The following is a 23,747-nucleotide window of genomic DNA, read 5'->3' as shown; positions in this document are numbered from 1 at the left end:
TACGGAATTTTGGCACAGGCTCCTGCCAATACTTTTAAAGGAGCTGTTGCACTGGGCTTTTGTCCGGATATTGAATCGAAAAAGCCACTCTGTAAAGGAAACGGGTTGACCCAGCATGTTTTGAAACCTGGTTTTTCCTTCTGGCTGGAAAGAAATGAACATTTGACTGCTCCCTTTATTGTCTTGAACGGGTTTAAGGATGAAGCCTGTCCTTACGATGCGACGGCTACCTTTTTGAAAAATATGCCGATGGCAGAGCTGATTGATTTGCCAAAAGTAGGACATGGTTTCGCTGTCTCTGCTGATTGGTCACCACAATTTATTGCTGCTTTTCAGAAAGTCATCAACGCACCTTCCTTTGCTGAGCGCAAGCAGGGCGAGAACAAAGAGCTGAAGACACAGGCTATCAGACTTTATGGTGAAAATCTTCCTTTAACAATCATTCCTGCGACTCAAAAAAACAATCTCCCTTTGGTGTTTATGATCTCAGGAGATGGCGGCGGCTGGACGAGCTTTGATCAGTCTCTTGCAGAATCTCTGGCCCAAAGAGGTTTGTCAGTAGTAGGCCTTGATGCACAGAAATATTTCTGGGAGGCCAGAACACCTGAAAAAACAACCTCAGATTTGAGCAGGGCTATACTCCATTACAGGACTCAGTTAAACAAGGATAAATTTGTACTGGCAGGTTATTCTTTTGGTGCATCGGTTGTTCCGTTTGTAGCTGACAGATTAGAGCCTTCTTTGAAATCGCACCTTTCTGCTGTACTTTCTTTATCTCCTGATGTAACTGCTGATTTTGAAATTCACGTAATGGATATGTTAAGTTTTGGCAATACGACAGAGACTTATAATGTTCAGGCTGAAATGAAAAAAATAAAGAATGTTCCTGTAATCAGTTTCTTTGGAAATCAGGAAGGTGGTGATATCGCTGCAAAGTTTATCAGAGCGGGTTTGAAAACAGAGATCATCCCAGGAGATCATCATTTTGGAGATAACTTCGAAGGGTTGTCCCTCCCTTGATCTTTTAAAAAGTATTCCGCAATAACCATTTCAAAAATGAATGTACAGATCTCCAACTTAGCCAGAATAGCTGCCGCTCCATCCAGAATTATTGTTGGGTTAATGTCCGGAACCTCATTAGACGGTTTGGATATTGCATTATGCGAATTCACAGGAGCGGGGCTGGATACTCAGGTTAAGGTACTTCACTTTGTGACGATGCCCTATACCGAAAGCTTCAAAGAAGAGTTGAAATCTATCTCCTTTAAGACCCAGGTATCGCTGCAAAAAGTAACATTATTAAATGCGGTGATAGGGACTTATTCAGCAGAACTTATCGTAAAAGCGTTAAAAGAATGGGAGTATCCAATCGGATCTGTGGATCTGATTGCGAGTCATGGACAGACTATTTTTCATGCACCGGTTTCTTTACATCAGTTGGAAGCGTTTCCGAATGCTACCTTGCAAATTGGTGATGGTGATCATATTGCTGTACACGCAGGAGTGATGATCACGCTTAGCGACTTTAGACAAAAACATATAGCTGCCTGGGGCGAAGGTGCACCTTTAGCGGTTTATGGAGATTATTTGCTGTTTTCAAATCCTGATGAAAGTCGTATCCTGCTTAATATTGGGGGAATCTCAAATTTTACTTATCTGCCGGAAGGAAGGCATCCGGATCAGGTATTTTCAACAGATATTGGCCCGGGAAATACATTAATGGATCAATTTGTACAGCTTAATTATCCTGGGAAATATTACGATAAAGATGCGGAGCTTGCGAAAGCTGGAAATCCGAATCCGGCACTGATCAAAGCTTTATTGGATCATCCTTTTTTTACGCGGTCATTCCCAAGAACCACCGGGCCTGAATTGTTTAATCTTGCTTATTTAAACGAAGCGCTGGCGGTCTCTGGTCAGCAATCGCTTTCGAAAGAAGATATATTGGCTTCTTTATGTGAATTTACTGCTTACAGTATCGTCACAGCAATTAAACAATCCATTAGTGTGCAATCTTTTCAGGTTTATTTAAGCGGAGGAGGAATGCATAATCCACTTCTTGTACAAAAAATCAGTGAAGGAATAGGTTTTCCGCTCCGAAACACCAATGAACTAGGGATAGATCCGGATGCAAAAGAGGCTGTTCTTTTTGCGTTACTGGCAAATGAATGTGTTGCCGGCGGACAGACTGATTTTGGTCAGCGACGTGGGACACCAAGCGTGACAATGGGTAAAATCAGCTTGCCTGATTAGTTGGTTATGACGATTATTTAAGATTGTATAACGGACTTTGATTAAGTTCAATACAATATTGAGTAATCCAGCTTCCTGCATCATCAACATATAAAATATTAGGCTTATTCTGATTGTTGATTGTTTGATCATCTATCCATTTATTGACCTGTGTTTTCAGAATTTTGTTCGCATCTCTGGCATGGGTAATTATACTTTTATGACGGGATAATACATTAGCTAAAAAGACTGCACCATCAAAAACAGGACTGTTCTGGGTCAGATTCAAAAGCATTACAAACCATTGCAGCTTCTTTAGCACTTTGCGTCAGTTGCCAGTCTAAACGGATTAAGTCATTTGCGGCCACCTGTGTTTTTAAAGTGTTAAAAAACACAGACTCTGCGAGGATTAACTTTTTCAGGTTATTGGTTGCTGCGTATTCACGACGGAAGTTGAGCCTTTCCTCTGAAGCACCAATCATCGTATTAAACATGATAGCCGGGTTATCAAATTTCGCTGTTTCAAAAGCCAGCAGAATTTTTCCTTTGAGATCAGCTATTTTAATATCACCCAGTTTTTTATCACCGGTGATCAACACATGATCTTTTCCAAGAATACTAACGATTTTCTCAGCTAATTTAGGAACAGGAATTTCTTTAGGACAAAAATGGCTGAAAGTGAAAATCAGAAACTCAGATTTGTTCTTTTCCAGGAATTTTTTTGCAGCAAGCAGTGCTGGTTCCAGTCTTTCGCCATAACCGCCACCTACAGCATCATCCATACAATCAGAAGAGCTGTGTTTCAGGTAAAGCGTATCTTTTAAAACACCGGCACGCAGGTCAAACATTCTGATGCCGGTAACCATTTGCGTTTCTATATTTAAAGACTGGGTCAATGTATTGCATTCATTGATAGTGCCTTTCTGACTTCCGCCAGTAGCTGTTAGTACGGACATTCCCGCATCATGTGAACCAGGAATAACAATATCTTTAAGGGTATAATGTTCTTTCAGGTTGCCAAATAAATCGCCCATCCAGTGCGACATATCAGTATTTGTGCCCATTTTATTGTTCTTTTGAGCAGTTTGGGCGTGTAGTAAATTAAAGCAGGTGATCAGGCTTAAAATTGAACAGCAGAGAATGTTTTTATAGTTTTTTTTGTAAAAGAGAGACTTTGCAGTGTGCATCATTTATTTGTCGTACTGGTTTGTATAATATAATTCGAAATAAAGATAAGGATTCTTGATAGTATTTGTATTTTCATGCCTTTTAAGAATAATCTACATAATGTAATGAAAAAGCAGACTGTCATCTTTGTATGTGTTTTACTTTGTTTTATACCAGCATTGCTCAGAGCCCAGGATTCCCATTACTGGACATCCAACTTTTCGCCAGCAGGTTTTTTAACTCCTGGTGCTGCTGTAGCGAATACAAGAGATAGTGGTATAGTTTATCTGAACCCGGCAGTTATGGCATGGTCAGATAAAACAGCGACTTCCATATCATCCAATGTTTACCGTTATGACCACTTCAGAATAAAGAATGGGGTTGCTGCCGGGAAAGATCTGGTGTCAAATAGTACCCGGATTGTTCCTCAATTAATCTCCAAGACTTTCAAATTGAATAAAGAAGATCCATTAACGATTGGGTTTGCGCTGGTTCAAAACCCGCTTCAGGATTTTAATACCTCGCAAAGATTAGATAAAAAAGCCAATGTACTGGATGATAGCTATAGTCCTGGAAATGAGGTTTATGTAGGGCAGCTGGATGGGGAATCCCAGGTTACTGACTGAAACCTATGCGCAAATTAGTGTGGGGAAGAGAATAAGTCCTAAACTTGCAGCGGGCATAACGCTGGAAGGAACGCTGAGAGATGCGAGTGTTAGCCAGAATATTACTTCAAGGGCATTATTTAATACACCGGATGACCCTGACGTTATTCTCCCGCCTATAGCTGGAAACCAAATTATTACCAAATCTGATTACACTTATGCCGGGATCAGATTAAAGTTTGGAGTAGCCTATGATTCCGGGAATCATCATTGGGGATTAGTTTTAAGCAGCCCGTTAGCAAAATTATATAGCCGTGCCACCTTTATTGGGGACATTAATTCAAGTAACCTACATGACGCTGAGACCGGGGAAACGACGAACTTACTGGCCAGTACAAGGCAAACTAATCTTAGGGCTAACTGGAAGATGCCAATAAGCCTGGCTGGTGGATATGCTTACGACTACGGACAAGGCCAGGTTTATGTTTCTGCTGAATATTTCGCTTCAATAGATTCTTATACCATTTTAAAACCCGATGAAAGTTCATTTATCAGAACGGGAAATGGAGCGTCATTACCACTGGACGGTGCATTAAGCATACATGATGGTAGAAAGAGGATACTGAATTTTGGAATAGGATACAGTCGTGAAATCAATGACGTTTTTACATTGATGTCCTCCCTCCGTACAGATTATAATTACCTCAATGATAAGTCCGATGGACAGGGGCATTTTGCTTTATGGGACATTTATCATGCCCAGCTTGGAGGAAATTTTAAACGCCGTAAATTTAACCTGCGGGCAGGTCTGCTGTTAAGTTATGGGAAACTAAAAAATTATACCCAACCGGTAAATTTTGATACTGCAAGTGATAAGAATCAATTGATAGGAGAGTCATTGACTGTGCCTGCAAAATATTTTTCAGCAGGATTACTGTTATCTTATATTCATAATTTCTAATTCTGACTTTTTAAAACCTGAATGTAATAAATAATGATCCTGATCATTAAATATTACATTCAGGTTTTAAAACATTATTTACTTTTATCTGTCATTAGTCAGGAACCATTACAATGCAGAAACGAATAGTCATCATAGGAGGAGGTTTTGCGGGCATCAATTTAGCCCTTGAACTCGGAAAAAAGAAACATTACCAGATTACACTGGTAGATAAAAACAATTATAATTTCTTTCCGCCACTGATTTACCAGGTGGCGACGGCTTTTCTGGAACCATCCAGTATCAGTTATCCAATACGTAAACTTTTCAGAAGTAAGAGCAATCTGCATTTCAGATTGGGTGAATTACTAAAGGTCATCCCTGAGTCTCATCAGCTGGTTTTAAGCAATGGTACTATTGAATATGATGAACTCGTATTTGCTACAGGTGCAGAAACCAACTATTTCGGGATGGAAAACGTAAAGAAAAATGCCATACCGATGAAAACGCTGAGTGATGCGATACAGATGCGTAATAAACTACTGACGCATTTTGAGGAAGCGACTATTGCGACGGACAAAGCTGAAATTGCCAAAAGCCTGACTATTGTTATTGCAGGAGGCGGGCCAACAGGGGTAGAGATCTCCGGTATGTTCGCCGAGATGCGTCATAATATCATGCACAAAGATTATCCTGAATTGAAAAATACTGGTGGACAGATTTACCTGGTCGATGGAGGCGCAGCTTTATTGAAGCCTATGAGTGTTAAATCACAGGTCAATACCTATGAATCATTAACTAAGTTAGGCGTGAAAATTCTGCTGAACAGCCATGTGAATGATTTTGTAGACGATAAAGTTATTCTCTCTGACGGGACAGAAATTGCTACTAAAAATCTGATCTGGGCAGCAGGGGTTAGCGCGATGAGTTTTGATGGGATTCCAGTGACGAGTTACGGGCGCGGTAAAAGAATGACGGTAGATGGCTTTCACAAGCTGGCAGGCTTTGAAGATATTTATGCTATTGGGGATACTGCAATACAATCTGGAGATCCCGGTTATCCTGAGGGCCATCCACAGGTAGCACAGGTTGCTATTCAGCAAGGAGTAAACCTTGCTGGTAACTTTACACGGATTGCAGAACGCAAGGCTCCGAAAAGCTTTGTCTACAAAGACCGTGGGAGTATGGCAATTATTGGAAGCAATAAAGCTGTAGTGGATTTACCTAAGCCAAAGATTCATCTGAATGGCTTTATAGCTTGGCTTGCATGGCTGTTTATCCACTTGATGTCGTTGATTTCTTACCGTAACAGGTTCAGGACTTTTTATAACTGGACAGTGGCCTATTTTTCAAAAGACCAGTCCTTAAGGATGATCATCAGGCCGGTAGACACACATGAAGAACCAAAAGTACCTGTTGAAAACCCGTAGCCAAAGAGCTCAGTCTTTTGCTACAGGTGAATAATCAGGTTATTGATGATTATCTGTTTACTTTCGTGTACGTATAAAAATAAATGCGGGGGGCCTCATCTTCTTTTTTTTCTGTTTTTCAGTTTTAACCTGGGCATTAGTAAGGTATACGTATTCTGTTTGGATCAGCATATTGCGGGGACTTGAGTAACTTGCTGATAAAGAAGTACCGGGGCTCATGGAAAAAGGATTTGTGAAATCCCTCATATAAAGCTCACGTTTCCATGAATAAACGTTTGGATCATCAAGGTTTTCTTCTTTCTTGCAACTTGAGATTAAAACTGAGACGAACAGGACAGGGGTAAATAAATGAAAAAATCGGATCTTCATGATTATATTTTTTAGATTAATAATAATTACCAATAGAAAATGGTAACCAGATGAATTTAATAATGTAAATTTCTTAATATTTTTATTTTTCACAAACTAATTAACTCATTTTAACAAATTAAAATGAGTATAAATTAATTAATTCTATATGGTAGAACAATTTAGACTGACTCTAAGTCAGATAGTTATTAAAAACAATTAACTCCTGATGAAGATATTACTAATAGAAGATGAAGAGGGTTTAAGGGATGGCATTATCACTTATTTTACGGAAGAGGGGAATATATGCGAAACTGCTGATGATTATGCGAGTGCATTAACGAAAATAAATATATACAACTATGACTGTATTGTTCTTGATCTGACTTTACCCGATGGGGATGGGATGGAGATTTTGCGCAAATTGAAAAGCCTGCATAAAAATGACGGTGTACTCATTATTTCGGCAAGACATTCACTGGACGATAAACTGTCCGGCCTTAATCTGGGTGCTGATGATTATCTCGTTAAACCCTTTCATTTATCTGAATTAAAAGCAAGAGTTTCAGCTATAGTAAGAAGAAAAAGTTTTGATGGGAACAACCTGATTATCTTTAATGAAATCAATATAGATACACTTGCCATGAAAACAATGGTTGGGCAAAATAGTGTTATCCTCACTAAAAAAGAATATGATTTGCTGGTTTATTTTATAGCTAATCAGAGCAAGGTTATTACTAAAAGTGCTTTGGCAGAACACCTGTGGGGAGATGAAATAGATCTTTCTGATCACTTTGATTTTATCTACACACATATTAAGAATTTAAGAAAGAAGTTAGTAGAAGCTGGCTGTAATGACTATATTAAGTCTATGTATGGTGTGGGATATAAATTTAGCAGCTGATGAAACTAGCACAGAAGTATAATAGAGTAAACCTTTACACGTCTTTAATTATACTGGTGCTGAGTGGGGCTATTTATTATTTTGCCATCCATTATATACTGACTAACAAGCTGGATAATGACCTTAAAATAGAGGAGGAAGAAATTCTGGCCAGTGTCCATGAATATCACAGGCTTCCATTACCCAGTGACTTTAAAGATCAAAAGGTCACTTATCAGGAGTTAAAAAAGGGAGAGTCTGCAGAAAGGAATTTCATCAATACTTCTTATTATAATCCGGATGAAAAAGAAACAGAGCCTGGGCGAAGTCTGATCACCAATATTAAAGTTGGGGAGCAGGATTATATAGTTACGATTACTAAATCGAGCCTTGAAGCAGAAGATCTGGTCAGGTTATTTTCCTGATTACATTGGGGGTTATTGTTTTGCTTTTAATCAGTTTGACTGTTGTCAACAGGTTTATTTTGAATAGTTTATGGAGACCATTTTATGAAATACTTAAGCAGCTTAAGGCCTTTAATCTTGCAGACAAAAACGAATTTTTAGTACAAAATACGCAGATTGACGAATTTCAGGAATTGAACCAGTCCGTAATTTCGATGTCCACCAGGGTGAGGCGGGACTATATAGAACTCAAAAGTTTCACAGATAATGCTTCCCACGAAATGATGACCCCGCTGGCCGTAATCAATTCCAAGCTGGATACGCTAATTCAAACAGAAGCGCTATCAGACCGGCAAGGTGAATTGATTGAAGATGTCTATCTGGCCGTAAACAAGTTATCCAGGTTAAATCAGTCTCTGCTGTTATTGGCTAAGATTGAGAATAACCTGATCAAAGATGAAGAAGACATCGTATTGGATATCCTGGTTGGTCAAAAAAAAAGACAGACAATTCAACGAGTTGTTTATCGCTAACGAGATTAAAGTAGAAAAGCAGCTTGAAACTCAGCGTTTGCACATGAGTAAATATCTTGCTGATATTATGCTGAATAATTTAATTAATAATGCAATAAGACATAATACCAAGGGTGGAGAAATTAGCGTTAACTTGCTTGGAGGTACACTAAGTGTATCGAATACAGGATCTGCAAAGGCTTTGGACAGCCAAAGAGCGTTTGAACGTTTTTACAAAGATTCATCCTCAGAAGGAACAGGGCTTGGTTTAGCGATAACCAGTCAGATCTGTCAGCTCTATGGTTATAAGCTGAGGTATAGTTATGAAGCAGAGAGGCATATCTTTAGCATAAAGTTCTAGAAAAAGGGGGGATTTGTACTGTTGTTCCGACACAATTAAGCATTTTGACATGCTAAAGATCTTTTTTTTGCTTAGTTTTGCAGCAAATTCAGGAAATCCGATGATCAGTCACAAAGAACTTTTTTTACGTAATAACGCACAAACTTCTACCAGTCCGAATATGCTTGAAGTAGATCATGCAGAAGGGATGTATTTGTATGATAAAAGCGGTAAAAGTTATATGGATCTGGTTTCTGGCTTCGCAGTAAGTAATATTGGCCACAGAAATCCGAAAGTACTGGATGCAATCAGAGCGCAATTAGATAAATATCTTCATTTGACTGTTTATGGCGAATTTGTACAATCACCTATGGTTTTATTTGCAGAGAAACTAATCAGTGTACTTCCTTCACAGCTGAATAATGTTTACTTCGTGAATTCAGGAACGGAGGCTACAGAAGGGGCTCTTAAATTAGCAAAGCGGTTTACCGGGAGATCTGGTATTATTTCTTGTCATCATGCTTATCATGGAAGTACTCATGGTGCGCTGAGTGTGATGGGAAATGAACATTTTAAGCAGAAATACCGTCCCTTGCTACCCGATGTCCGTTTTATAACTTTCGGCAGGGAAGAAGATCTTGAACTGATTACTGCTCAAACACTTGTGTGATTATGGAGACCGTGCAAGGTGAAGCTGGAATCAGGGTGCCTTCAAAAAAATACATGCAGCAACTCAGAGAGCGGTGTACTGCAATGGGTACCTTATTGATTCTGGATGAAATACAGGCTGCATTTGGCCGTACAGGCAAATTGTTTGCTTTCGAACATTACGATATAGTACCTGATATTTTGTTATTGGCAAAAGCATTAGGAGGTGGAATGCCGATTGGTGCATTTATCGCAAACAGAGATGTGATGGGCGTTTTGAAAGAAAATCCTATCCTTGGCCATATCACTACTTTTGGCGGTCACCCGGTTTCCAGCGTCGCCGGACTGGCAAGTTTAGAAGTTATCCTGGATGAGAACCTGGTAGCAGGAGTTGCTGATAAAGGGAAGCTATTCAGGACATTATTGGTACATCCATTGATCCGTGAGGTTAGAGGAGTAGGCTTAATGATGAGTATACAACTGGACAGTTTTGAGCAGGTAGAAAAAGTAAGCCAGCTTTGTGCGGCAGAAGGAATAATTATCGATTGGTTTTTACATTGTGAAACAGCCTTACGGGTTGCTCCTCCATTAATTATCACAGAAGAAGAAATCAGAAAAGCCTGTTCCATAATCTTAAAAGCATTAGACGGATTATAATAAGAAGGGTAAGGTTTTTTTTTTTATTATGACGCCAGCTGAAAATACACCTTATCAATCAGATCGCCTATATTAAATGGTTTAGGTATGAAATCATCGGGGCCGAATTCTGTACCTACGATCATTTCTGCACGTAGTTGTCCGGAAATAAGAATGATAGGAATGTGTTGTAATGCAGCGTTTTTCTTTGATTGATTTGCAAATCTCCCTGCCATCAAATCCATCTAATTCTACATCCATAAGTATCAGGTCAGGTTTCTCTCTTTTTTCTTTTGAAGCAGTGCATCCCGGCCGGTTGAAAAGGTCAGTAAATCCCAGTCTGCAAAATCAAGTAAAGACTCCATAGCGGTCAGGACTTCCTGATCATCATCAAATAAAAAAAAATTTTCTTGTTCATTGGTTTTGAGTTTCGTTAATTGAAAATTAAACCGCCAATTTTGTGCCAGTATTTCAGGGTTTTTACCCAAAAGGTTAAATAATCAATTTGTTGATACTGAATCGACTAGTATTTATTTTTTTTTTTTGGCCTTAAAAAAATAGATTTAGATAAGGCAAAATTAAATCTTTGGTTACATTTGGGGAATATGCTTTACGACCTGCTTATCCTTTGTGTAGTCTCTTTTGCAGCTGGTTTTATTGATGCTGTTGTTGGAGGAGGAGGACTTTTACAAACACCCGCTATTTTAATTGTTCTGCCGCAATATCCGGTAGCTACTTTATTTGGAACCACTAAAATACCATCTCTTTCAGGGACAGCCTTTGCTGCATGGAAATATTCGATGAATATTAAACTGGACTGGAAATTTTTAATCTATGTAGCAATTATTGCCTTTATAGGGGCCGTTTTAGGTGCACATTATGTAACCATGATCGATGGGAACTTATTGAAGCCGGTTATACTGGTGATATTGATCAGCATTGCTTTGTATACTTATTTCAACAAGACTTTTGGTGTGGGGACGCCAAAAGAGATGACCCGGTTACAACAATTGATCACAGGTTTCCTTTTTGGATTCTCTATAGGCTTTTATGATGGTTTGATTGGCCCCGGTACTGGTACATTTTTTATCCTTGCCTTTATCTCTTTAATGGGGTATGATTTTCTGAAAGCGAGTGCAAGCGCCAAATTGATTAATATTGCAACAAACCTGGCTGCCATCTGTTATTTTAGCAGTACAGGCCATATTTTATATGAATATGCATTACCGATGGCAGTTTTTAATGTGGGAGGTGCTTTTCTAGGTACAAAACTCGCTATATTGAAAGGTAATAAGTTCATAAGGGCATTTTTTCTGATGGTCGTGGTCTTTGCGATTTTACGTTTTGCTTATGATATATTTTTAAAATAATATGCAGGAAATTAGTTGGATACTTTTATTAGAGATAGTCTATGCACTGGTTGTCATTGCCACCTGTCTACGTATTATCTACGACACCAATTCAACGAGTAAGACACTTGCTTACTTAATGCTGACTGTTTTCTTTCCCATATTAGGAATTATTATTTATTTCTGTGTTGGCACAAATTACCGCAAACGGAAATTGTACAGTAAAAAGATCGTCAATAATGAATTGATGCAGCGCCATATTAAAAAACAGATTTTCAGAGAGTCGGCGAAAACGTGGGATACTGTGCCTGCGGAGCTGCTGAAATATCAAAAACTAGTAAAACTCCTGTTGAATGACGGGATGAGTAATCTTAGCGGACACAATAAGATTGATATCCTGAAAAACGGAGAGGAGAAATTTCCTGCGGTACTGGTGGCATTGAGATTAGCTAAGCATCATATTCATATCGAATATTATATTTATGAGGATGATGAAATAGGAAATGAAATCAAAGATATTTTTTGATGGAAAAAGAGAGATCGGGAGTTCAGGTGCGTTTAATCTATGATGACTTTGGCAGCAGCAGTATCCGGAAAAAAGTAGTGCCCGAATTAATTGATGCTGGTGTGCAGACTTATCCTTTTTATAAGATCCTGTTTATTGCATTGGCTAACCGGATTAATTATAGAAATCACCGTAAAATTATTGTGATTGATGGCAATGTAGCATTTACAGGTGGTATCAATGTGAGTGACCGGTACATCAACACTACAAAACGTCCGGATCAGCTTTATTGGAGGGATATGCATGTCAAAATAACGGGACCTGGAATCTATTATCTCCAGTACTTGTTTATCTGTGACTGGAACTTTTGTGCAGATGAAGAGCTTATTCCACAACGTGATTTTTTCCTGGCTGATCAGGAAAATGGCGGGAATGCAGTCATGCAGATTGCAGCGAGTGGCCCTGATTCTGATAATCCAACTATTTTATTCTCGTTAATCCAGGCCATAGGGATGGCAGAGAAAGAAATTCTGATGATCACTACTCCCTATTTTATTCCGGGAGAAAGTTTACTGGATGCACTTGTTGTCGCGGCATTGAGTGGTGTAAAGGTGGTTTTGCTTGTGCCGGGGAAATCAGATTCAAGAATGGTTTCTGCGGCAGGAAGGTCTTATTATGGAGATCTGATGAGTGCAGGAGTGGAGATCTATGAATACCAGAAGGGTTTTATCCACGCAAAAACAATGGTCTCTGATCAGCAATTATCTGTGATCGGTACGGCAAATATGGATAATAGGAGTTTCGAACTGAACTTTGAAGTGAACAGTGTTATTTATGACAGTCATACCGCTCAGGAGATGACAAAAATTTTCTATCAGGACCTGGAAGATGCCCTAAAGATTAATCCCGAAGAATGGGAAAAAAGACCGCTTTATAAACAGTTTCCTGAAAAATTAAGTCGTCTGTTCTCGCCTTTAATGTAATTTGTATACTGTTTCTTATAGAGCGAATTTAGATTTTATATATTTTTCTACTTCATCAGCTACGGCACTGTCTGATTCTTTTACTGCACGTTTTAATAGTTCTGGTGTAACACCAAATCTTTTAGACCAGTATTCAACCTCATAATACTCTTGTAAGTCGATTAACTTGTTTTCCGGCATTTTTGTCTCGTTTTGATCGTAATAGGTATGTCTGAGCATATAATTAGGTTGTTAAATAGTTTCAGTATAGAATGTATATCAATACCTATGCCTAAATTTAGATTTTTTATTTCTTATTTTGTACAATTAATGTTATCATCTTATTAAACAAAATTTAGGGTTTCAGCATTCGTTACCTCTGGCTTAACATTGTGTTAATACTAAAAGTCTTCCTTTGCTAAGGCCGGATATCCAAATCAGCAGGCTGTTTAATTGTTCTCAAATGATAGCTTTCAACCACAAATTTGACCTCAAAACAGGGTTTTTACTTTTAATCTGTTTATTCCATTTTGTCAAAATGGAAGCAAAGGAGGCTCCTGAACAAGAACTGAAACGCACTTAGAGTTAAGTAATCGTTTTCCCGATTCGGCATTTGTACTGCTTAAGAAAATGTATCGCAAAGCCTTGATAGACAATGATAGAAAAACTATAGGGGTGTGTTTGCAGCAAATGGGGAAAATTTGTTACGCACAAGGTCATTATGCACAATCGCTGGAATATCATCAGCAGGCAGATAAGCTGTTCAGACAGCTGGAAGAAAAGAACTTGCTGGCTGATAATTTTAATGATATGGGGGTTGTATATTATCAGAACTTCAATAAAATGTCTTCCAGGAAACAATATGACCAGGCACTGTTGCTTTATAAAACCACTGGTAACAAGATTGGTTTAGGAGAGACCTACGGTCATATAGGTCATCTTTATGAAAAACAACAGCGTTATGACAGTGCTTTTTATTATCAGCGGCACGCTTTAAATGAATATCAAAAAGCCGGATATAAGCAGGGGGTAGCCAAAATCTATGAAAACCTGGGGAGTATTCATGAAGATCTGGTACGTATGACTCCGCCAGGTACTATTTTAATGAATCGCTGCTTTTATATAAAGCAGTAAATAATGAGGTTTCCAGTATTGAGGTGATTAATAATCTGGGTGACATTCTGCGTAAAACAGGTGACTATAAACAAGGATTAAAGTTTACACGAAAAGCATTGAGTTTATCTATAGCTACTAAAAATGAATATCAGCAAGCTTCTGCTTACCGGGATATTGCAAAATCACACAATCTGCTTAGTCAAAATGACAGTGCTTATTATTATATGGAGCTGAGCCGTAAACATTTGCTTCATCTGTATTCTGATGAAAATAATAAGCAGATGTCCTTTTTGCAGGTTATTTATAACATTGATAAGAAAAATGATGAGATCGCTGCTTTGGAAAATAGCAGGAAGGTAAATCTGATTATCAGCATAGCGGTTGTGGTCGTCATTGTTTTATTAATTGTTATGGGACTGCTGACTATTTCCAGACAGCGTTTGAAGCTGAGAGAGAATATTGCAATTGCTGAAAAGAATGAACAGTTGAGCCGTGCACAGCAGGAGCAGCTGGAACATAAAAGCCGGGAACTGACTACGCATACCCTGCAGGTTATTCAGCATAATAATTTCCTCGATAATATGAGGAATAAGCTTGATGAGATGATTAAGGAAGATAAGCGGGATCAGAAGCGACAATTATTACAACTGGTCAGACAGATTAATCAGAATATTAACCATGACCAGCAATGGAAAGATTTTACACAGGTATTTGAACAACTGCACCAATCATTTTTCGATAGTCTTAAAGCGCATTGTGAAGACCTTACTGTAAATGATATCCGGTTGATTGCCTTGCTTAAAATGAATATGAGCTCTAAAGATATGGCTGTGATCTTTGGTATTTCCCAGGATAGTCTGCGGGTAGCCAGATATAGGTTACGCAAAAAGCTAAATATTAGTCAGGGAGATAATCTGAGTAACTTCATTCAAACCATATAATCTCTTAAAAAAGCAAAGAATCTGCTCATTAACAATTTCTTAATGTTACGCTAACTGAATGATAATGGCGGTTTTTGTTCTTTTTATTATCTTGATTATCAGCTTATTGAGATATTGGTGTATACGCTGTATGCGCTTTGTATACAGTCTTGTTCACGGTGTTTACATTTTGTACACGGCAACTGCTAGCCAATTCAGAAATGTTCCTACACATTTGACGCAGCGATTAAAAATCACGCTCACAAACAAACAAACAATTTGAACAATGAAATTAATTTTACAAACGATTCTTTGCTTATTCTTAAGCATTGCGGTGGCAAAAGCCGGTAACATTAAAGGACACGTATATGATCACCGAACAGGTGAGGCCCTGATTGGTGCTTCGGTTCGGTTGGAAAACACCACACAAACCACAATGACTGGTTTGGATGGTTCCTTCGAGTTTAAACATGTTAAAGCCGGAACTTTTACTATTAAGGTTTCTTATATCAGCTATAAGACATTTACCAAACAGATTGCTGCTGAGAAAGAAAAGGAACATAATCCTTCACTTAATGTATACCTCAGTGAAGACAATAGCAATGATCTGAGTGAAATTGTCATTGCAGCCAAACAAGAAGGTTCTACAGAACGTACTGCCAGAAAAATCGAGCAAAAATCTATGCAGGTCATGAATGTTGTTTCCGGCAGAGCAATGGAGGTATCACCTGATTTAACCGTTGCTAATGCAATACAAAGGATTTCTGGTGTGACGATAGAGAGAAGTAATAATGGAGATGGCCAGTATGCTATTTTAAGAGGGATGGACAAACGTTATAATTATACTTTGGTCAATGGGATCAAAATACCAAGTCCCGATAACAAATTCAGATATGTGCCACTGGATATCTTTCCTTCCGAATTACTGGAACGTTTAGAAGTTTACAAATCATTGACGCCTAATATGGAAGGTGATGCGGTTGGTGGTGTAGTAAATATGGTGATGAAAGATGCGCCATCAAAATTGCAGATCAATGCGAATTTAGCTACAGGTTATAGTCAGATGCTTTTTGACCGTAAATTTCTTGCTTTTGATGCGGGGGCTGTTAATTTTAAATCACCTTATGAAGTCAATGGCAGAAGTTATGATGCTAAAGCGGCTGATTTCTCAAAAGGTACAACCGATTATAAATCAAAACAGGCAGATCCGAATTTAGTAGGCGGGATTTCTATTGGTCAGCGCTTTCTGAATAATAAACTGGGCGTGTTAATCGCAGGTAGTTATCAGAATACTTATCGTGGTACAAACAGTACTTTTTTCAATTCAGCCGTTGCTGAAACAGACAAGTATTCACGGATTACTTCAATGGCCGACAGACAGTTTAGTGAACAACAGAAGAGATATGGTTTGCATGGTAAAATTGATTATACTTTTAATGACAGGAACAAGCTTTCACTGGTTAATTCCTATGTGAACCTAACCAGTATTCAGACACGTGATCAGATTACAACAAATTTCGCGACTTCAGAATACAATGCTGCAGCAGGGAGTGCGGAGATTTCTTATGCTACGCGTTCAAGATTTACAGAACAGCAAATCTATAACAGCACATTGCATGGAGAACATACACTGATTCCGGAAAAATTAAAAATACAGTGGTCAGCGGTTTATTCTACGGCAAAAAATGATGTGCCTGATGAAACGACAATCACTTTAAACGGAACACGCAGAGATTTCATAAACAATCGTACAACAGCTAAAGAAAGTGATCACAGGTGGTCAAGAAACACAGATGAAGATAAAGCCGGTTATCTGGATATCACTTATACGGCAGACATTGCAGGGACAAAGGTTGATTTTACTGGCGGAGGACTATACAGAGACAAACAAAGAAGTAGTTTCTATAACAATTATGTACTTTATCCATTAAACAGGGCTGGATTATACGGTAAGGATTTTATGAGTTATACAGACATTGTCTGGGAAGTTCAGAATCCAAAAGGTGCGGTAGCGAATCCATTAACTTATGACGCCTCTGAAAAAACTACTGCCGGATATGGAATGTTCAATTTCAAGATTGCTAAACTGGAAGTAATAGGCGGGGCAAGAATAGAACATACCAACCAGGGATATAATCTTTTATTTCCTGCCGGCGAGTCAAAACCTGCCGGTAGCCAGGTATATACAGATCTGCTTCCAAGTCTGAATTTGAAATATGGCTTGAGTAAAAATGAAAATCTAAGGGCAACTTATTTCCGGTCTGTAAACCGTCCTGGTTTTTATGAAATAGTACCTTCAAAAACTGTAAATGAAGAGTACCAGGAGCGGGGTAATCCTGATTTGAAACGTGCAATTGCAGATAATTTTGATTTACGGTACGAATTATTCCCTAACAGTACTGATCAGTTGTTGGTAGGCGCATTTTATAAGAAGATTAAAGATCCGATTGAGTATACCATTCAGGCTGATGCTACAAGGGGGCAGGATCAATATTATACACCAGGGAATTTCGGGACAGCAAAAAATTATGGTTTAGAAGTGGATTAATCAAATTCTTCAATAAAATAGGGATCAAAGCAAATTATACCTATACCCATTCAAGGATTACGACTGATAAGAGCAGCAGGATCAGAACTGAGACTGGTGATCTTCAGTTAATTAATGTAGAGCAAAGCAGGCCGTTATTTGGTCAGTCAGCACATACCGGAAATATATCTCTGCTTTACAAAGACAGTAAACATGGATGGGATGCACAATTGGCGGGATCTTATACAGGAGAACGTATCAATACAATTTCTCAGTTTGTGGACAATGATCTATGGCAAAAAGGCTTTATACAAATGGATGCATCTGTAGAAAAGAAATTTAAGAATAACATCAGCATTTTTGTTAAAGCTGGAAATCTACTGAACACACCTAATGAATTGTTTATCAAGGGTAAAAATGACTTAAATATAGGCTTGCCACAACAGAAAGAAGGTGGCAGTGAAACGCTTATCCGCAAGGATTTTTATGAGCAGACTTACCTGATAGGCTTGCGTTGCGTATAAATTATAATTTAACCATATAGAATAAGATGAATATAAATAGATTATTGATAGCAGCAGTCTTAATGACTGCACTGTTTACGAGCTGTAAAAAGGCTAATAAAGATGTAGATACGTCTCCGGTCGTGCAAAATGGAAATGGTATTTCGGGCGAAGTATTTGGAATCTGGACTAAAGGTAGTGTTGTCAGGGTAACAGGTGATATTATCATTCCATCAGCAAAATCACTGGTTATTGAAGAGGGGGTAACTGTGATTATGGATACCGTATCAAAACCAGAATTCATTGTTTTGGGAAATTTATATTCCATGGGTACAGCAGCAAGCCCTGTTAAAATCACCGTAGAGGAAAATTACAGAACTGCGGCTAACAAGTTCGGTAGACTTTGGGGAGGGATACTGGCAGCAACGAGCTGTTCAGAATTGTTACTGGACAATACGATAGTTGAATACGGAGGCGGTGCAACTACGGAAGCATCAACATCAGTGAAAATGGGTTTGTATAAAGCTAAAAGTGGAGAGAATACACCTGGGCTGTGGTTTTCGAATGTAAAAGGTAAACTGGTTGTGACTAATAGCACTTTCAGATATTTCAGAGATGATTGTACCTATATTGAAGGTGGAAAGATTATCTTTTCCAATAACAGGTTTTATAGTACTGGTTTAGTAGGTGGTGAAGGAATTAATATCAAATCAGGATGTCTGGCAGATGTAAGTTATAATTTGTTTTATGCAACCAATACGAATGCACTTAAGCTTTCTAATGTTGGTGACCGTACACCACAGGCGCATGTAGTCGCTTATAACAATACAATGCTCAATACAGGATGGAGAAGACCTACGGCAAAAGGAGGTTCTGTATGGCTGGAATCATCAATCTATGCAGAATTATATAATAATCTTTTTGCAAATACCCGTTTTGGGATTAAAAGAGATCTGAAACTTCCTGAGGATAAGCGTTCTGTATTTAAAAACTCTTTATATTACGGATATAGTCAGGCTACTGTGGATCAGTTTCAGCCTAAGACTGATATTATTACCGGAACTAATGATGTGATCGGTAAACTTGCAGGAGAGAATGACCCTAAATTTGTGAATTATCCGGTTGCTACGGCAACTGATAATTCTACATTGAACGAAAGCTGGGATTTTCATTTACTACCAGGTTCACCAGCTTTAAACAAAGGTACAACGGCTTTTGTCCGTAATTTTCCAGACGGATTAACCGTAAATGGGATTTTATATGCTTCGCCTGCACCATCTGTCAATATTGGGGCATTTGGATTAAAATAATCAACAGACATCATTCTAAATATTTATGTTAAGATACTATTCAAAATTTCTCTTTATAGCTTTACCTTTTTTGTTTGCAGGTTGCAGTGAAAAACTGACTCATCGAGGCTCATTAGCGGTGAAAGCCGATTCAATAACTATTAAACCAGTAATTATATCCGAAAAAGTACAATTCGATTCTGATGATCCCGCAATCTGGATTAATCCGGCAGATGCATCGAAAAGTCTCGTTATAGGTACAGACAAGTCTGCTAACGGTGCATTATATGTTTTTGACTTACAAGGTAAGATTCAGCATGATCTTGTTGTAAAAGATCTTAAAAGACCAAATAACGTAGATGTCGCTTATGGTTTGATGCTTAATGGAAAAGCAACTGATGTTGCGGTAACCACAGAGCGCATCACCCATAAGCTGAGGATCTTTTCTTTACCTGATATGAAACCTGTTGATCAAGGCGGTTTACCGATGTTCGAAGGCGAAACTGCACCTGAATTCAGAGACCTGATGGGCATTTCAATTTATACCAGCAAAACAGGTAAAATGTATGCGATTGCAGGCCGTAAAACGGGCCCTAAAGACGGTTCTTATTTATGGCAGTATTTATTGACTGACGATGGAACGGGACATGTCAAAGCAGAATTAGTACGTAAATTTGGAAACTACAGCGGTAAAAAGGAAATTGAAGCGATTGCGGTTGATAATGAACTGAACTGGTTATATCTATTATTCAGATGAGCAATTCGGGGTGCGTCAGTATTATGCAGATCCTGATAAGGGAAATGAAGAACTGGCTTTGTTTGGTACGACTGGTTTTAAGGAAGACCATGAAGGCATTTCTATTTACAAAACTACTGCAACTGAGGGTTATATACTGGTTTCAGATCAGGGTGCTAACCGTTTCCAGATTTTTAGCAGAGCAGGTACGGCGAAAAATCCTTTTGAACATGAGTTATTGAAAATTGTAAAGGTAAGTGCCGGGCATAGCGATGGATCGGATGTTGTGAATGTACCTTTAAATGATAACTTTAAACATGGCCTTTTTGTGGTGATGAGTGATGATAAGACTTTTCATTATTACCGCTGGGAAGATATAGCTGGTAAAGACCTTAAGCTTAAAAAATAAGATGATCAAAAAATCAATATTGTTATTTTTTTTTCCTGCGCAATGACTATGATGTTATTTGCGCAGGAGAAACAAAAAGGGGCTGCGACTGAGCCTGTGAAGCTCATTCGCGGACCTTATTTACAAGTCGCAAGCAGTACAGGGATATTGATCCGCTGGAGAACTGATGTATCTGCAAGGAGCAAAGTCTGGTATGGCACAACCCCGGGCAAACTGGATCAGTCAACTGAAGATCGTGTTTTACTAACTGAGCATCAGATACAGTTAAAAGGTCTTTTACCTGCAACAAAATACTATTATGCAATAGGAGGTTTAAAAGATACCTTGCAGGGAAACCAGGACAATTACTTTGTGACCTTACCGGAATCTGGGAAAACAGGGCATTACCGGATTGCGGCTCTTGGTGATTGTGGAGACAATTCAATCAATCAGCGCCGGGTAAAAGAACAGGTTATCAAATATGTGGGTGAAAATGACCTGACCGCATGGATTTTGTTAGGTGATAATGCTTATTCTGATGGAACAGATTCAGAATTTCAGAGTAAATTTTTCAATATCTATAAGGATGACCTGTTAAAAAAGTATCCTTTATTTCCGGCTCCCGGAAATCATGATTACCATGATACGGATCTTTCTGCAAAACATGCACAGGAAACCCATGAAACTGCTTATTACCAGAATTTCTCTATGCCGGTAAATGGTGAATCAGGTGGTACACCTTCTCATACACAGGCTTTTTATTCTTTTGATATTGGAAATATACATTTCCTGTCACTGGATTCTTATGGGAAAGAAGAACAAACGTACCGCTTATATGATACTTTGGGCCCGCAGGTGAACTGGATTAAGAAAGATCTGGCCGAAAACAGGAATAAGGGCTGGGTCATTGCTTTCTGGCATCATCCGCCTTATACTATGGGATCACATAATTCAGATCAGGAAGAAGAACTGGTTAAAATCAGGGAAAACTTTATCAGGATTATTGAGCGTGAAGGGGTTGACCTTGTCTTGAATGGCCATAGTCACGATTATGAGCGGAGCAGAATGATGAAAGGACATTATGGCCCGGCTAATACTTTTGATGCTAAAATAATAACCTGAGTACTTCTTCCGGAAGAAATGATGGGAGTAAAGACTCTGCTCCTTATCAGAAAAACCCTTTAAATAACCAGGGAACTGTATATGTAGTCAGTGGTTCCGCAGGTAAATTAGGTGGAAAACAGGAAACATATCCGCACAAGGCGATGTATTTCTCTGATGCTGAGCATGGAGGAGCGAGTATTTTTAGAGGTAGAAGGTAACCGTCTGGACTTAAAATGGGTATGCGCTGATGGAGAAATCCGGGATCAGTTTACGATTGTGAAACCAGCTGCGAAAGCTCATGTACCGAAATAAACTGAAAATTATAATCCAGTTTTTATTATTGATAACCTGTCTGTCTGTTGTTTTGGGTTTAAAGGAATCAACAGACAGTGTAGGTTTAATACCTTTGATAGATGAAATGAAAGTCAGTTTCATCCAGTTTGAGCAAAGTACGCGTGAGTTGCAAAAGGCCGTTGCGCTGCTTAAGAAAGATCCGCAAAGCAGTGCTAAGTAATGAACTATACAGCACATATTAGTGATGTTACTAAGCGGATTAACGACGCTAAAAAAGCATTGAAGAACAGCCGGATGGCTTATAAAAGAATAGAGTTTTTTATGGATTATTTTTTCCATAGCTCTTCCTTGATTTATAACAGACCAGCAAAAATAGAGGTTGAAGAACCTTATATGGAATACCAGGAACCTTCAGGGTTTCAGGTGATGGAAGCCATGTTGTTTGATACTAAACCTTTGCTGCATCAAAAAGATTTAGCCGAACAAGCAGAATTGCTTTCCTCGTCGGCTGCAGACTTACCTTCTTTACTTTATAGCTTTGAAGCGAACGATGGACAGATATTTGAAAGTGTACGTTTAGAGCTGGTTAAAGTCATTACCTTAAGTATTACGGGATATGATGCGCCGGAACTGAAGAGCGGGATAGAAGAATCTTATGAAAGTATATTAGCTATTCAAAAGGTATTATCGCCGTTTTTGAGAAAAGATAATCAGAATCGGCTGTGCTGAATCAGCAGTTGAATTCCACAGTCAATTACTTATATAAACATCCTGACTTTGATAGTTTTGACCGGATGGTTTTTTTAAAAAGTTATGCGCTGCCATTACAGGAACAGCTCAGAGATTTTATAAGATCTTCAAAATCAGATTTTCAGGAGAGGAGTATACTAAATTATGGGGCTAAACATATTTTTAGCCCTGATGCTATCCCCTCAAATGTGTTTCCCGGCGCTGCAAACAGAACTGCTGAAATGGCCGCTTTAGGAAAAAAGCTTTTTGCTGAAAGATCATTGTCAGGGAATTTAAAAAGAAGTTGTGCAAGCTGTCATCATCCTGATCAATATTTTAGTGAACAATTAAAAACCAGTGCGGCTTTTGACGAACAGAGTTTTGTTTCCAGAAATGCACCAACTTTATTATATAGTGGTTTTCAATATAGCCAGTTCTGGGATGGACGTGCGAAAAGCTTGCAGGAACAAATTAAAGCAGTAATTTCTAATCCTGTCGAAATGAATGGAAAACATCAGGTGATCGCCACTGAGCTCAGTAAATCAGAAGATTACCGGAATGATTTTCGTCGAGTATTTCCAGGTTTGACAATCAATATAGAAACTATAGCTGATGCGTTGGCTGCCTATGTCGGTGAGCTTAATCCCAGGAATTCTGCTTTTGACAGGTATATGAATGGTGATTCAAAAGCGATGAAGACCTCTGCTATTAAGGGTTTTAATTTATTTATGGGGAAAGCAGCTTGTGGAAGTTGTCATTTTGCACCTCTTTTTAATGGTTTGATTCCTCCTTATTATAAATTAACGGAATATGAGGTATTGGGTACTCCAGCTAATGCTGATTTCAAGCAGGTGAAAAAAGATATGGACAGGGGCAGGCATGATTTTTTTTTTCCTATCAACTATTATGAAGCTGCATTTAAAACCCCCACAGTCCGCAATGTAGAAATGACAGCCCCTTATATGCATAATGGAGGATTTAAAGATTTATACCAGGTGGTTGACTTTTATAATAAAGGCGGCGGAGCTGGTTTGGGGCTTGATCTTCCCGGGCAAACACTATCAGCCAAGCCTTTAAACTTATCAGAAAAAGAAATGAAGGATATTGTTGATTTTATGAAATCATTAACAGATAATCTATAATTATATATAACAATAAAAAATAATTTTTTTTAGCTTGC

The 23,747-nt window shown here is 38.5% G+C and carries 32 protein-coding genes; 26 read left to right on the top strand and 6 right to left on the bottom strand.

The genetic code is table 11. From position 1 onward, the window contains the following. Positions 1 to 9 precede the first annotated feature (9 nt). Both ACWYN3_RS09825 and ACWYN3_RS09820 read left to right on the top strand, forming a co-directional pair. Positions 10 to 1,020: an AcvB/VirJ family lysyl-phosphatidylglycerol hydrolase gene (locus tag ACWYN3_RS09825; RefSeq protein ID WP_456220990.1), complete on the top strand. Its 1,011-nt coding sequence runs from the start codon at positions 10 to 12 to the stop codon at positions 1,018 to 1,020. A gap of 36 nt (positions 1,021 to 1,056) precedes the next feature. After that, complete coding sequence (locus tag ACWYN3_RS09820; protein ID WP_456220989.1) at positions 1,057 to 2,253, top strand: anhydro-N-acetylmuramic acid kinase; 1,197 nt, start codon at positions 1,057 to 1,059, stop codon at positions 2,251 to 2,253. Positions 2,254 to 2,266: 13 nt separating this feature from the next. On the opposite strand, the gene ACWYN3_RS09815 is transcribed toward ACWYN3_RS09820, so the two are convergent. Further along, entirely contained in the window at positions 2,267 to 2,527 is a 261-nt protein-coding gene (locus ACWYN3_RS09815) for a hypothetical protein (RefSeq protein WP_456220988.1), read from the bottom strand. Then, complete coding sequence (locus ACWYN3_RS09810) at positions 2,490 to 3,296, bottom strand: hypothetical protein (RefSeq protein WP_456220987.1); 807 nt, start codon at positions 3,294 to 3,296, stop codon at positions 2,490 to 2,492. Before ACWYN3_RS09810 ends, ACWYN3_RS09815 begins: the two co-directional genes overlap by 38 nt. Before the next feature lie 228 nt (positions 3,297 to 3,524). On the opposite strand from ACWYN3_RS09810, the gene ACWYN3_RS09805 reads away from it, so the two are divergent. From ACWYN3_RS09805 to ACWYN3_RS09795, 3 genes are all read left to right on the top strand, one after another. Beyond that, positions 3,525 to 4,025: a hypothetical protein gene (locus ACWYN3_RS09805; RefSeq protein WP_456220986.1), complete on the top strand. Its 501-nt coding sequence runs from the start codon at positions 3,525 to 3,527 to the stop codon at positions 4,023 to 4,025. Further along, a complete protein-coding gene (locus tag ACWYN3_RS09800) occupies positions 4,000 to 4,965 on the top strand; it encodes a hypothetical protein (protein ID WP_456220985.1) in 966 nt (321 codons plus the stop codon). The genes ACWYN3_RS09805 and ACWYN3_RS09800 overlap by 26 nt, the downstream gene beginning before the upstream one ends. 113 nt (positions 4,966 to 5,078) lie before the next feature. Continuing rightward, positions 5,079 to 6,374, top strand: coding sequence for an NAD(P)/FAD-dependent oxidoreductase (locus tag ACWYN3_RS09795; protein WP_456220984.1), 1,296 nt, complete (start codon positions 5,079 to 5,081; stop codon positions 6,372 to 6,374). Positions 6,375 to 6,431: 57 nt separating this feature from the next. Here the strand turns inward: ACWYN3_RS09795 and ACWYN3_RS09790 are convergent, their stop codons facing one another. After that, positions 6,432 to 6,743, bottom strand: a complete 312-nt coding sequence (locus ACWYN3_RS09790) for a hypothetical protein (RefSeq protein ID WP_456220983.1) — start codon at positions 6,741 to 6,743, stop codon at positions 6,432 to 6,434. A gap of 208 nt (positions 6,744 to 6,951) precedes the next feature. Here ACWYN3_RS09790 and ACWYN3_RS09785 point away from each other — a divergent pair, with 208 nt between their 5' ends. Genes ACWYN3_RS09785 through ACWYN3_RS09760 form a run of 6 tightly spaced genes read left to right on the top strand, consistent with a single transcriptional unit; the run spans position 6,952 to position 10,166 of the window. Next, the gene (locus ACWYN3_RS09785; RefSeq protein WP_456220982.1) at positions 6,952 to 7,626 is read left to right on the top strand and encodes a response regulator transcription factor; all 675 of its coding nucleotides are present in this window, start codon (positions 6,952 to 6,954) and stop codon (positions 7,624 to 7,626) included. Then, positions 7,626 to 8,030, top strand: a complete 405-nt coding sequence (locus ACWYN3_RS09780; protein WP_456220981.1) for a hypothetical protein — start codon at positions 7,626 to 7,628, stop codon at positions 8,028 to 8,030. The genes ACWYN3_RS09785 and ACWYN3_RS09780 overlap by 1 nt, the downstream gene beginning before the upstream one ends. 20 nt (positions 8,031 to 8,050) lie before the next feature. After that, positions 8,051 to 8,542 carry a histidine kinase dimerization/phospho-acceptor domain-containing protein gene (locus ACWYN3_RS09775; RefSeq protein ID WP_456220980.1) on the top strand — a complete coding sequence of 164 codons (492 nt, stop codon included), beginning with the start codon at positions 8,051 to 8,053 and terminating at the stop codon, positions 8,540 to 8,542. Then, positions 8,529 to 8,882, top strand: coding sequence for an ATP-binding protein (locus tag ACWYN3_RS09770; protein WP_456220979.1), 354 nt, complete (start codon positions 8,529 to 8,531; stop codon positions 8,880 to 8,882). The genes ACWYN3_RS09775 and ACWYN3_RS09770 overlap by 14 nt, the downstream gene beginning before the upstream one ends. A gap of 49 nt (positions 8,883 to 8,931) precedes the next feature. Further along, positions 8,932 to 9,531 (top strand): aminotransferase class III-fold pyridoxal phosphate-dependent enzyme, encoded by a 600-nt coding sequence (locus ACWYN3_RS09765; RefSeq protein WP_456220978.1) that lies wholly within the window; start codon positions 8,932 to 8,934, stop codon positions 9,529 to 9,531. Between the two features lie 2 nt (positions 9,532 to 9,533). Then, positions 9,534 to 10,166: an aspartate aminotransferase family protein gene (locus ACWYN3_RS09760; RefSeq protein ID WP_456220977.1), complete on the top strand. Its 633-nt coding sequence runs from the start codon at positions 9,534 to 9,536 to the stop codon at positions 10,164 to 10,166. A gap of 26 nt (positions 10,167 to 10,192) precedes the next feature. On the opposite strand, the gene ACWYN3_RS09755 is transcribed toward ACWYN3_RS09760, so the two are convergent. Then, on the bottom strand, positions 10,193 to 10,381 hold the full coding sequence (locus tag ACWYN3_RS09755; protein ID WP_456220976.1) for a hypothetical protein: 189 nt from the start codon (positions 10,379 to 10,381) through the stop codon (positions 10,193 to 10,195). A gap of 30 nt (positions 10,382 to 10,411) precedes the next feature. Then, a complete protein-coding gene (locus tag ACWYN3_RS09750) occupies positions 10,412 to 10,633 on the bottom strand; it encodes a hypothetical protein (RefSeq protein WP_456220975.1) in 222 nt (73 codons plus the stop codon). Positions 10,634 to 10,750: 117 nt separating this feature from the next. Between ACWYN3_RS09750 and ACWYN3_RS09745 the strand changes: the two genes are divergently transcribed. From ACWYN3_RS09745 to cls, 3 genes are read left to right on the top strand one after another with little or no spacing between them, the layout of a single operon-like run. Next, positions 10,751 to 11,515: a sulfite exporter TauE/SafE family protein gene (locus ACWYN3_RS09745; RefSeq protein WP_456222945.1), complete on the top strand. Its 765-nt coding sequence runs from the start codon at positions 10,751 to 10,753 to the stop codon at positions 11,513 to 11,515. A gap of 1 nt (position 11,516) precedes the next feature. Continuing rightward, positions 11,517 to 12,020, top strand: coding sequence for a PLDc N-terminal domain-containing protein (locus ACWYN3_RS09740; protein ID WP_456220974.1), 504 nt, complete (start codon positions 11,517 to 11,519; stop codon positions 12,018 to 12,020). Further along, positions 12,020 to 12,982: a cardiolipin synthase gene (cls, locus tag ACWYN3_RS09735; RefSeq protein WP_456220973.1), complete on the top strand. Its 963-nt coding sequence runs from the start codon at positions 12,020 to 12,022 to the stop codon at positions 12,980 to 12,982. Before ACWYN3_RS09740 ends, cls begins: the two co-directional genes overlap by 1 nt. Before the next feature lie 15 nt (positions 12,983 to 12,997). On the opposite strand, the gene ACWYN3_RS09730 is transcribed toward cls, so the two are convergent. Further along, on the bottom strand, positions 12,998 to 13,201 hold the full coding sequence (locus ACWYN3_RS09730; RefSeq protein WP_456220972.1) for a DUF3606 domain-containing protein: 204 nt from the start codon (positions 13,199 to 13,201) through the stop codon (positions 12,998 to 13,000). A 390-nt stretch (positions 13,202 to 13,591) separates the two neighbouring features. Between ACWYN3_RS09730 and ACWYN3_RS09725 the strand changes: the two genes are divergently transcribed. The 12 genes from ACWYN3_RS09725 (at position 13,592) to ACWYN3_RS09670 (ending at position 23,709) form a co-directional block, all read left to right on the top strand. Then, positions 13,592 to 14,095 carry a tetratricopeptide repeat protein gene (locus tag ACWYN3_RS09725; protein WP_456220971.1) on the top strand — a complete coding sequence of 168 codons (504 nt, stop codon included), beginning with the start codon at positions 13,592 to 13,594 and terminating at the stop codon, positions 14,093 to 14,095. Positions 14,096 to 14,118: 23 nt separating this feature from the next. Further along, positions 14,119 to 15,018, top strand: coding sequence for a helix-turn-helix transcriptional regulator (locus tag ACWYN3_RS09720; protein ID WP_456220970.1), 900 nt, complete (start codon positions 14,119 to 14,121; stop codon positions 15,016 to 15,018). A gap of 265 nt (positions 15,019 to 15,283) precedes the next feature. Continuing rightward, the gene (locus ACWYN3_RS09715; protein WP_456220969.1) at positions 15,284 to 17,545 is read left to right on the top strand and encodes a TonB-dependent receptor domain-containing protein; all 2,262 of its coding nucleotides are present in this window, start codon (positions 15,284 to 15,286) and stop codon (positions 17,543 to 17,545) included. A 209-nt stretch (positions 17,546 to 17,754) separates the two neighbouring features. After that, complete coding sequence (locus ACWYN3_RS09710; RefSeq protein ID WP_456220968.1) at positions 17,755 to 18,048, top strand: hypothetical protein; 294 nt, start codon at positions 17,755 to 17,757, stop codon at positions 18,046 to 18,048. 26 nt (positions 18,049 to 18,074) lie between these two features. Next, positions 18,075 to 19,337, top strand: coding sequence for a right-handed parallel beta-helix repeat-containing protein (locus tag ACWYN3_RS09705; protein WP_456220967.1), 1,263 nt, complete (start codon positions 18,075 to 18,077; stop codon positions 19,335 to 19,337). A 118-nt stretch (positions 19,338 to 19,455) separates the two neighbouring features. Beyond that, positions 19,456 to 20,073: a phytase gene (locus ACWYN3_RS09700; protein WP_456220966.1), complete on the top strand. Its 618-nt coding sequence runs from the start codon at positions 19,456 to 19,458 to the stop codon at positions 20,071 to 20,073. A gap of 10 nt (positions 20,074 to 20,083) precedes the next feature. Beyond that, entirely contained in the window at positions 20,084 to 20,461 is a 378-nt protein-coding gene (locus tag ACWYN3_RS09695; protein ID WP_456220965.1) for a phytase, read from the top strand. A 42-nt stretch (positions 20,462 to 20,503) separates the two neighbouring features. After that, positions 20,504 to 21,562, top strand: coding sequence for a purple acid phosphatase family protein (locus ACWYN3_RS09690; protein ID WP_456220964.1), 1,059 nt, complete (start codon positions 20,504 to 20,506; stop codon positions 21,560 to 21,562). 111 nt (positions 21,563 to 21,673) lie between these two features. Beyond that, complete coding sequence (locus tag ACWYN3_RS09685) at positions 21,674 to 21,856, top strand: hypothetical protein (RefSeq protein ID WP_456220963.1); 183 nt, start codon at positions 21,674 to 21,676, stop codon at positions 21,854 to 21,856. Next, on the top strand, positions 21,843 to 22,058 hold the full coding sequence (locus ACWYN3_RS09680) for a hypothetical protein (protein WP_456220962.1): 216 nt from the start codon (positions 21,843 to 21,845) through the stop codon (positions 22,056 to 22,058). The genes ACWYN3_RS09685 and ACWYN3_RS09680 overlap by 14 nt, the downstream gene beginning before the upstream one ends. Next, positions 22,058 to 22,567, top strand: a complete 510-nt coding sequence (locus ACWYN3_RS09675; protein ID WP_456220961.1) for a hypothetical protein — start codon at positions 22,058 to 22,060, stop codon at positions 22,565 to 22,567. Before ACWYN3_RS09680 ends, ACWYN3_RS09675 begins: the two co-directional genes overlap by 1 nt. Continuing rightward, the gene (locus ACWYN3_RS09670) at positions 22,561 to 23,709 is read left to right on the top strand and encodes a cytochrome-c peroxidase (RefSeq protein WP_456220960.1); all 1,149 of its coding nucleotides are present in this window, start codon (positions 22,561 to 22,563) and stop codon (positions 23,707 to 23,709) included. Before ACWYN3_RS09675 ends, ACWYN3_RS09670 begins: the two co-directional genes overlap by 7 nt. Positions 23,710 to 23,747 lie beyond the last annotated feature (38 nt).

It is taken from the genome of Pedobacter sp. NJ-S-72, from assembly GCF_053890575.1.
Note: the sequence above shows the minus strand (reverse complement) of the source record. Positions and strands in the feature narration are given on the sequence as shown.